7 protein-coding genes and 1 rRNA gene (1 of these 8 cut by a window edge) are annotated in these 10000 nt (G+C 39.7%); all 8 read right to left on the bottom strand.

Annotation, left to right across the window (positions count from 1 at the left end; all coding sequences use genetic code 11):
- Window positions 1–745, bottom strand: a 16S ribosomal RNA gene (locus tag QNH17_RS00040); it reaches 793 nt to the left of the window's first position.
- A 277-nt stretch (window positions 746–1022) separates the two neighbouring features.
- Window positions 1023–3539, bottom strand: a complete 2517-nt coding sequence (gene gyrA / locus QNH17_RS00035; protein ID WP_283876886.1) for a DNA gyrase subunit A — start codon at window positions 3537–3539, stop codon at window positions 1023–1025.
- A gap of 29 nt (window positions 3540–3568) precedes the next feature.
- Complete coding sequence (gene gyrB, locus QNH17_RS00030; RefSeq protein ID WP_283879630.1) at window positions 3569–5488, bottom strand: DNA topoisomerase (ATP-hydrolyzing) subunit B; 1920 nt, start codon at window positions 5486–5488, stop codon at window positions 3569–3571.
- A gap of 72 nt (window positions 5489–5560) precedes the next feature.
- The gene (gene remB / locus QNH17_RS00025; protein WP_283876885.1) at window positions 5561–5809 is read right to left on the bottom strand and encodes an extracellular matrix regulator RemB; all 249 of its coding nucleotides are present in this window, start codon (window positions 5807–5809) and stop codon (window positions 5561–5563) included.
- 8 nt (window positions 5810–5817) lie between these two features.
- Window positions 5818–6936 (bottom strand): DNA replication/repair protein RecF, encoded by a 1119-nt coding sequence (gene recF / locus QNH17_RS00020; protein WP_283876884.1) that lies wholly within the window; start codon window positions 6934–6936, stop codon window positions 5818–5820.
- Window positions 6937–6982: 46 nt separating this feature from the next.
- On the bottom strand, window positions 6983–7198 hold the full coding sequence (gene yaaA, locus QNH17_RS00015; protein ID WP_283876883.1) for a S4 domain-containing protein YaaA: 216 nt from the start codon (window positions 7196–7198) through the stop codon (window positions 6983–6985).
- 123 nt (window positions 7199–7321) lie between these two features.
- Window positions 7322–8458, bottom strand: a complete 1137-nt coding sequence (gene dnaN, locus QNH17_RS00010) for a DNA polymerase III subunit beta (RefSeq protein ID WP_283876882.1) — start codon at window positions 8456–8458, stop codon at window positions 7322–7324.
- Window positions 8459–8653: 195 nt separating this feature from the next.
- Window positions 8654–10000 carry a chromosomal replication initiator protein DnaA gene (gene dnaA, locus QNH17_RS00005; RefSeq protein ID WP_283876881.1) on the bottom strand — a complete coding sequence of 449 codons (1347 nt, stop codon included), beginning with the start codon at window positions 9998–10000 and terminating at the stop codon, window positions 8654–8656.

Here is a 10000-nt window from a genome sequence, read left to right as displayed (position 1 = left end):
AGTTACAGACCAGAAAGCCGCCTTCGCCACTGGTGTTCCTCCACATCTCTACGCATTTCACCGCTACACGTGGAATTCCGCTTTCCTCTTCTGCACTCAAGTCCCCCAGTTTCCAATGACCCTCCACGGTTGAGCCGTGGGCTTTCACATCAGACTTAAAGGACCGCCTGCGCGCGCTTTACGCCCAATAATTCCGGACAACGCTTGCCACCTACGTATTACCGCGGCTGCTGGCACGTAGTTAGCCGTGGCTTTCTGGTTAGGTACCGTCAAGGTACCGGCAGTTACTCCGGTACTTGTTCTTCCCTAACAACAGAGCTTTACGACCCGAAGGCCTTCATCGCTCACGCGGCGTTGCTCCATCAGACTTTCGTCCATTGTGGAAGATTCCCTACTGCTGCCTCCCGTAGGAGTCTGGGCCGTGTCTCAGTCCCAGTGTGGCCGATCACCCTCTCAGGTCGGCTACGCATCGTCGCCTTGGTGAGCCGTTACCTCACCAACTAGCTAATGCGCCGCGGGCCCATCTGTAAGTGTCAGCCGAAACCGACTTTCAGCTTTTCCTCATGAGAGGAAAAGGATTATCCGGTATTAGCACCGGTTTCCCGGTGTTATCCCAGTCTTACAGGCAGGTTGCCCACGTGTTACTCACCCGTCCGCCGCTAGACTCCGAAGAGTCTCGCTCGACTTGCATGTATTAGGCACGCCGCCAGCGTTCGTCCTGAGCCAGGATCAAACTCTCCAAGAAAGTTGATTAGCTCATTTGTTACGTTGGCTTAGTTTCTTAAAAGAAACTAAAATTTATTGTTTGTTTGCACGATTTTGTTTGTTTAGTTTTCAAAGAACAATTTCTCCATCGCTCGTAAGCGACTTAATAAATATACCATCAGTAAAAATAAAAGTCAACGATTTTTCTATTCTTTTTTTACTATAGATATCATTTAAATGTTTTATTCCTATAACATTATCTCCACCAGCAGAGAATAATAAAAATAGGAACACACCTAGTGTGTTCCCATTCAAATTTATTCTTCATCCTCTGTAGTTACCACATCAGAATGTTCTTCCACTGCATCCGTAGAATCAGTTTCAAGGTTTTCTTCTTCCTCTTCTTTTTCTACCTTAGCCACTGTAGCTACAAATTCATCTTCACTTTCCTTCATGCTTATTAGCTTCACACCTTGAGTGTTTCGGCCCATCTTAGAAATACCACCAACATCCATTCGGATAAGCACACCGCCAGTGGTAATCAGCATAAGATCCTCTTCACCCGTAACTGCACGCATCGAAACGAGATCGCCATTTTTTTCGGTCACATGGCAGGTCTTGATCCCTTTTCCGCCTCTGCCTTGGATACGGTATTCAGATGCAGTTGTCCGTTTTCCATAGCCATTTTTGGTTACAATAAGGACATCATTGGTTTCCTCTAAAACTTCCATTCCGACCACTTCATCGTCACTATCTAAAGAAATACCTTTCACACCTGTGGCAGTTCTTCCCATAGATCTTACATCAGTTTCTGGGAAACGAATCAACATACCTTTTTTGGTGCCAATAATAATATCCTTGCTGCCATCCGTCAAACGGACACTGATTAACTCATCACCTTCTCGCAAACTTAATGCAATTAAGCCATTGTTGCGGATATGGGCAAACGATGTTAATGGAGAACGTTTTGAGATTCCTTCTTTGGTTGTAAAGAATAGGAACCAGTCATCCACAAACTCCTCCACTGGAATGATCGCATTTACCCATTCTCCTTTTTCAATACCAAGGAGATTAATAATTGGAATTCCTTTAGCCGTACGGCTGAATTCAGGTATTTCATATCCTTTTGAACGATAAACTTTACCTTTGTTCGTAAAGAAGAGGATCGTATCATGTGTTGAAGTAGTTATTAAATGTTCAACAAAATCATCCTCATTGGTTCCCATTCCTTGGATTCCACGGCCGCCGCGTCGTTGGGCACGATAAGTGGAAACTGGAAGTCTCTTAATATAACCATTATGAGTCAAGGAAATAACGATATTTTCTTGTGGGATTAGATCCTCATCCTCAATGTTTTCAATTCCGCCTGTAACAATTTCTGTCCGGCGTTTGTCATTGAAGCGCTCTTTGATTTCCAATAATTCTTCGCGGATAATTTCAAGAACCTTTTCATCATCAGCTAATATTGCTTTTAATTCTGCAATCAACTTCACAAGGTTTTGATATTCTTCTTCAATCTTTTCTCTCTCTAAACCTGTCAAACGCTGTAAGCGCATATCAAGGATCGCTTGAGCTTGCTTTTCAGAAAGGTTAAAGGTAGTCATCAAGCCTTCCCGAGCAATTTCGGTTGTTTGTGAACTACGAATTAAATTAATCACTTCATCCAAGTGATCTAACGCAATCCTTAAACCCTCTAAGATATGAGCACGTGCTTCCGCTTTACGCAGTTCAAATTCGGTTCTCCGGCGGATTACCACGTTTTGATGGTCCAGGTAATGGACTAAACATTGCTTTAGAGTCAACACCTTTGGATGTCCATTCACTAGAGCAAGTGTGTTAATTCCAAAACTAGTTTGTAGTGCTGTATGTTTATATAAATTATTTAAAAGAACGTTGGCATTCGCATCTTTACGAACCTCAATAACAATCCGCATACCATTTCGGTCGGATTCATCTCTCAGATCAGTAATACCTTCGATTTTTTTATCACGGGCTAATTCAGCGATTTTTTCAACCAATCTCGCTTTATTCACTTGATATGGTAATTCATTTACAATGATAACTTCTTTACCATTTGCTTTTTGTTCAATGACTACCTTAGCACGAACTGTAATGGATCCTCTGCCGGTTTCATAAGCTTTACGAATACCGCTCCGGCCGATGATAATACCGCCGGTAGGAAAGTCAGGACCTGGAATAATTTCCATAAGCTCTTGTGTAGTAATTTCAGGGTCACGACTAATCGCTAAAACTCCATCGATTACTTCTCCAAGTTGATGGGGCGGAATATTGGTTGCCATCCCAACAGCGATTCCGGTTGTCCCGTTAACTAGAAGGTTAGGGAATCGAGCTGGGAGAACAACTGGCTCTCTTTCCTCCCCATCATAGTTATCTTGATAATCAATCGTATCCTTGTTAATATCTCGTAATAACTCCATCGAGATTTTCGACATTCTTGATTCTGTATAACGCATCGCAGCTGCAGAGTCGCCATCGACAGAACCGAAGTTTCCATGTCCATCGACAAGCATATAACGGTAGTTGAAGTCCTGTGCCATCCGAACCATTGTTTCATAAACAGCAGAATCACCATGTGGATGATATTTACCGATTACATCCCCAACAATACGAGCTGATTTTTTATAGGGCTTGTCTGAATGCATTCCAAGATCATGCATAGCATATAGAATACGACGATGAACTGGTTTCAATCCATCCCGAACATCTGGAAGGGCCCGTGAAACGATAACGCTCATCGCGTAGTCAAGAAAGGAAGCTTTCATTTCCTTACTAATATTAATCTCTGTAACTTGAGAATTTGGTGTGTCAGCCATATTTTTTGTTACCTCCTTTCACCTTTGCTTTATATATCTAAATTCTTAACGTACTGGGCATTCGCCTCAATGAAATTACGACGTGGTTCTACTTTTTCACCCATTAACATATCAAACGTTTCATCCGCTTCGATCGCATCCTCAAGGCTAACCTGAAGCATACTTCTTCGAGCAGGATCCATTGTTGTTTCCCATAATTGATCAGGATTCATCTCGCCTAATCCTTTATATCGTTGAATATTCGGTTTTGGCGCAGCTGGCAGCACCGCAAAGATTTTTTCAAGTTCTTTATCATTATAGGCGTACTCGATTCGTTTACCTTGCTGCACTTTATAGAGAGGCGGCTGGGCAATATAAACATAACCTGCTTCTAATATTTTTCTCATAAAACGGTAAAAGAACGTCAAAAGAAGCGTCCGAATATGGGCACCATCAACATCTGCATCAGTCATAATAACGATTTTATGATAACGCGCTTTGGAAATATCAAAATCTTCACCGATTCCTGTTCCAATCGCAGTAATCATCGCTCTTACCTCGTTGTTAGAAAGAATTCGATCTAAACGGGCTTTCTCTACATTAAGAATTTTTCCGCGCAGTGGCAGAATCGCTTGGAAGTGACGATCACGACCTTGCTTTGCTGAACCGCCAGCGGAATCACCCTCAACGATATACATTTCACTTTCAGCAGGATCTTTTGAAGAGCAGTCAGCTAATTTTCCGGGTAAACTAGAAACTTCTAAAGCACTTTTTCGGCGGGTCAATTCTCTTGCTTTCTTTGCTGCAAGCCTTGCACGCGCAGCCATTAAACCTTTTTCGACAATTTTCCTGGCCACTGCTGGATTTTCCAGCATGAATTTATCAAAGGTACTAGCAAACACAGCATCAGTGATAGCTCTTACCTCAGAATTACCTAACTTTGTTTTAGTTTGCCCTTCAAACTGTGGATCTGGATGTTTAATGGAAACGATCGCCGTAATTCCTTCACGAACATCTTCCCCAGAAAGGTTGGTATCATTGTCTTTAATTAAGCTGTTTTTCCGCGCATAATCATTGATAACTCTTGTTAAAGCTGTTTTAAAACCAGATTCATGTGTTCCGCCTTCGTACGTATGAATATTATTGGCGAAGGAGTAAATATTCTCTGTATAGCCGTCATTATATTGGAGTGCGACTTCGACACTAATTCCATCGCGTTCTCCCTCCATGTAGATTGGCTCTTCATGAATTACTTCTTTTGTACGGTTTAAATGCTCTACATATGATTTAATACCGCCTTCATAGTGATATTCGTTCCGTTTATTTTCAACCCGCTTATCTTCTATCGTAATTTTGATTCCTCTGTTAAGGAATGCAAGTTCACGAAGGCGAGTAGCAAGAATGTCATATTCATAGACCAATGTTTCCGTGAAAATCTCACCATCTGGTTTGAAATGAGTAATCGTACCCGTTTGGTCAGTCGTACCAATTACCTCTAATTCAGAAACAACCGCGCCTCGTTCAAATTTAATACGGTGGATTTTTCCATCACGGTGGACATAAACCTCAAGTTCAGTTGATAAGGCATTAACTACGGATGCACCTACTCCATGTAGTCCTCCAGAAACTTTATAGCCTCCGCCGCCAAATTTACCACCTGCATGAAGAACAGTCATAATAACTTCAACAGCAGGTCTGCCCATCTTTTCTTGAATATCAACAGGAATCCCGCGGCCATTATCTTTAACTGTAATGCTATTATCTTCCTCAATGATGACATTGATTTCATTACAGAAACCTGCTAATGCCTCGTCAATACTATTATCTACAATTTCCCAAACAAGATGATGAAGCCCTTTACCGCTTGTTGAACCAATATACATCCCTGGTCTTTTTCGAACAGCTTCAAGTCCTTCAAGAACCTGTATTTGCTCCGCACCATATGCTTGTTCCACAGCCTTTTGTTCCATAGTCATGCTTGTTCACCTGCACCTTCTGACAAAAATATATCTATATAATCATTATAAAACATGTAATAAACTTCAAAATTCATGTATAGTCATTTGATTTGAACGTTTCTTTAAAGTACCAGAAGAAATCGGGGATAAGTAGACATTGTCATTTGTGACAATGACTGATTTAAAGGGGTTTTTAGATAGATTAATTACCTTTTCCTTTCGAGACTTGAGGAATTCTTCAACGAGTTGCGAATTATTAACACTCTCTTTATCCAAGATAGAAATAATATCCCTTGCTCTAATATTAATATCTTCCCCGATATGGATATACATGGTTCACCTCAATTAACTTTCTTCATTCTTCCGGCTTCAACAATAAATGTTGAGGCCTCCTTTAATGTTTGATGATCTATTCCTTCGACACTTGTGGTTGTCACAAAGGTCTGTACTTTCCCTTGGATCGTGTTAAGCAAATGAGACTGCCGATAATCGTCTAATTCCGATAAAACATCGTCTAAAAGTAAAATTGGATATTCTCCAATCTCAGCATATATTAATTCAATTTCAGCAAGTTTCAAGGATAATGCTGTAGTCCGCTGCTGACCTTGTGAACCAAAGGTTTGCACATCTCTGCCATTCACGGTAAAAATAAGGTCATCTCGATGGGGACCAAAAAGGCTTGTTCCTCGCTCAATTTCTCTCGTTCTAACCTTGCTGAATTTTTCTTCAAAGTATGCTATCATCTTCGACAAATCTTGCTCTTCTAATACCTCTACAGACGGTTTATAGGTAATTTCGAGCGTTTCCAGACCTCTCGATATTCCTTGATGGATAGGTTTTGCCCAATTTTGCAGGAGACGCAGGAATTCAAACCTTTTTGTGACAATTTTCACAGCCATCCCGATAAATTGCTCCGTTAAAATCTCCAGCATCGTTTGATCTGTCTGTTTTTTTATCTGCAGCATTTTTAGATAATGATTACGTTGTTGAAGTATTTTTTGATATTGACTCATATCATGTAAATAAAGCGGCGAAACTTGTCCAATTTCCATATCAATAAAACGCCTGCGGACTTGCGGACTGCCTTTTACTAAGTTAAGGTCCTCAGGAGCAAACATAACCACATTCATATTCCCTACATATTGACTTAATTTCTTCTGCTCAATATGATTGGATTTTGCTTTTTTCCCTTTTTTTGAAATAATTAATTCCAAAGGTAATGAACTGTGTTGTTTTTGAACCCTACCCTCTATTTTAGCATAATCTTGGTCCCAGCGAATAAGTTCTTTATCATTAGAAGTTCGATGTGATTTGGCCATTGCTAAAACATAGATGGATTCCATCACATTCGTTTTTCCTTGGGCATTTTCACCCAAAATAACATTTACTTTATTTTCAAATTCTACGAATAACTCTTCATAATTCCGGTAATTGGTGAGCGCTAGTTTTTCAATATACATAGGAAAACATCCTTTTGCTGGGCTATTCAATAAATTACTTTGTAATTTACTCGGTAATGACAAACTCTCCAAAGCCAGGAATTCTGATTTTGTCACCGGAGCGCAGCTTTCTTCCTCTTCGTTGATCTTGTTCACCGTTAATAAATATTTCATGTTCGCTCAAAAACCATTTTGCCATGCCGCCAGTTTGTATTACATCAGCCAGTTTTAAGAATTGGCCTAAGGTAATAAATTCTGTATCAATCTTAATTTTTTCAGGCAAATCGTCACCCTCGTTTCTAAAATGGTCTCAATACTTTATTTTACTAAAAAATCGACAGAGTTACAAAGAAAACTAAAAGAAAGCCACCATAGTTTGGTGGCATTAAGTTTTAAGTATATAAAGTTAGTATGTTCGAACAGGCAAGATTAATTGTAAAATTGTTTCGTCATGGAGCGGGCGAATAACGAAAGGACGCATTGCCCCTGTAAAGCTCACCCTGATATCTGTCCCTTCAAGTGCTTTTAAGGCATCCATCATATATTTTGCACTAAAGGAAATCTTTAATTCCTCTCCTTCAATCGCTTCACTTTGAATCTCTTCGACAACTTTCCCAACCTCTGGAGTGTTTGAAGAAATTTCAATAAGTCCACCTTCAATTGTCGAAAGTTTGACCACATTATTTCTTCCTTCTCTTGCTAATAAAGATGCACGATCGATTGCATGTAAAAATTCCTTTGTATTAACTGTCACATCCGTTTTGCTTTCACTTGGGATCAGTCTCGACGTATCTGGATAATTTCCTTCTAACAATCTTGAGAAAAATAACAAGTGCTTCGCTTTAAATAAAATTTGATTTTCAGTGATAACAATATCAATCAACTCATTACTATCATCAATAATTTTACTAAGTTCATTTAAGCTTTTTCCTGGAATAACGACATTATAATTTTCGTTATTTGGCGTTTCAATCTTCGCCTTCCTTAGGGCAAGACGGTGGCTGTCTGTTGCAATACAGTTTAACTCCCCGTTTTCAACGCGCCAGTTTACACCTGTCAAGATGGGGCGTGTTTCTGAGGTGGACACTGCAAAATGTGTTTGTCTGATCATTGCTTTTAATAAATCGGTGGCAATATGAAATTTATTATTTTCCTCTATTTGTGGCAAGTGAGGATATTCTTCTGCATCAAGACCGATTAAGTTAAATTCGGATTTCCCTGAGCGAATGACTGTTTGAAGAGAGCCTTGTACTTCAATTTCTACTGAATCTGTCGGCAGCTTTTTGACGATTTCACTAAAGACTTTCGCTTGAAGTACAATAGAGCCTGCTTGTTTGACCTCAATAATTTCATCACCAGCATCGTCTTTAGGAATGAAAGATTCAATCGAAATATCTGAATCACTTCCTGTAAGGGTAACACCTTCAGTTGTCGCTGTAATTTTAATCCCCGTTAAGATAGGGATGGTTGTTCTTGATGTAACAGCCTTCATAACATCTTGAACACTCTGGACTAATCGATCTCTTTGGATGATAAATTTCATCGCATGTAATCCTCCGTTTTAAGCATATTTTTGTTATTAAAAACATAATATATTTTTTTAAGAAAAAGAGTAGAAGTACTAGTAGGGCTTGTTAGTATGTGGATAACTCATTATTTCAACGGAAACACAGCCTATCCACATGTGGACAGACTGTGTGTAAATACCAAGAAGTTATGCACATAATTCAGTCGTGTTTTAGACCTTCAAAAGTTCATGAAGTTCTTTCATTTGTCTTTGCAATTGGGCATCAGTTTGAAGCAGTTTAGAAATCTTTTCGTGTGCATGAATGACTGTTGTATGATCGCGTCCGCCAAATTCTTCTCCTATTTTTGGCAAAGAATAATCCGTTAATTCACGTGATAGGTACATCGCAATTTGTCTAGGAAACGCGAGGGATTTTGTCCGTTTTTTTGCTTTAAAATCTTCTAATTTAATACTAAAGAGTTCCCCAACTGTCTTCTGAATATCCAAGATGGTGATCACTTTAGGCTTTGAACTAGGAATGATGTCCTTTAAAGCTTCTGCTGCTAGATCGGCATTGATATCCTTATTGATTAAAGATGAATAGGCAACCACGCGAATTAGCGCACCCTCAAGTTCACGAATGTTCGAATCAATTTGATTGGCAATATAGAGCATGACTTCGTTCGGAATATCCAGACCTTCTGCTTTTGCCTTTTTTCTAAGGATGGCAATCCTTGTTTCTAAATCAGGAGGCGTAATATCCGTTATCAAACCCCATTCAAATCGGGACCTGAGCCTGTCCTCCAATGTTGGAATTTCTCTTGGCGGCCGGTCGCTGGAGATAATAATTTGTTTACTTTCCTCATGAAGTGCATTAAACGTATGAAAAAATTCTTCCTGGGTTGATTCTTTTCCAGCTAAGAATTGAATATCATCTATAAGTAAAATGTCAACATTTCGATATTTATTGCGGAAATTCTCCGCTTTATTGTCACGAATCGAGTTAATAAACTCATTCGTAAATTTTTCGGATGATAAATAAACGACTTTTGCTGCCGGGTTATGATCTAAAACATAATGGCCAATAGCATGCATTAAGTGCGTTTTTCCTAATCCCACTCCTCCATAGATAAAGAGGGGATTGTATGCTTTTGCCGGTGCTTCAGCTACGGCGAGCGATGCGGCATGGGCAAACCGGTTGCCTGAGCCAATGACAAATGTATCGAAGGTATACTTTTGATTTAAAATACCTTGAGGAAATTCCCCATGGTCATCGTCCTTCTTTACCTTTTTGGGAGGTAGTTGGACATCATTTTCTGCTTCTTTTTGATTTTGTGGAATTATAAATTTAACAGAAAGCTCTTCGCCAGTAATTTCATATAGTATTCCGGCGATTAACTGCGAATAACGTTCTTCCAGCCAATCACGAGCAAATTCATTGGGCGCCGTAATGATCAACAAATCACCTTGAAGGGAATGGGCCTTGGTGGACTTAAGCCAGGTGTCAAAGCTTGGTTTGCTAATCTTTTTCTCTATATTAGCCAATGCAGCATGCCAAAGATCCGCAATATTTTCCAA

It is taken from the genome of Neobacillus sp. SuZ13, assembly GCF_030123365.1.
In the GTDB taxonomy this organism is placed as follows: Bacteria; Bacillota; Bacilli; order Bacillales; family Cytobacillaceae; genus Neobacillus.
This window is presented reverse-complemented; position numbering and strand designations above follow the sequence as displayed.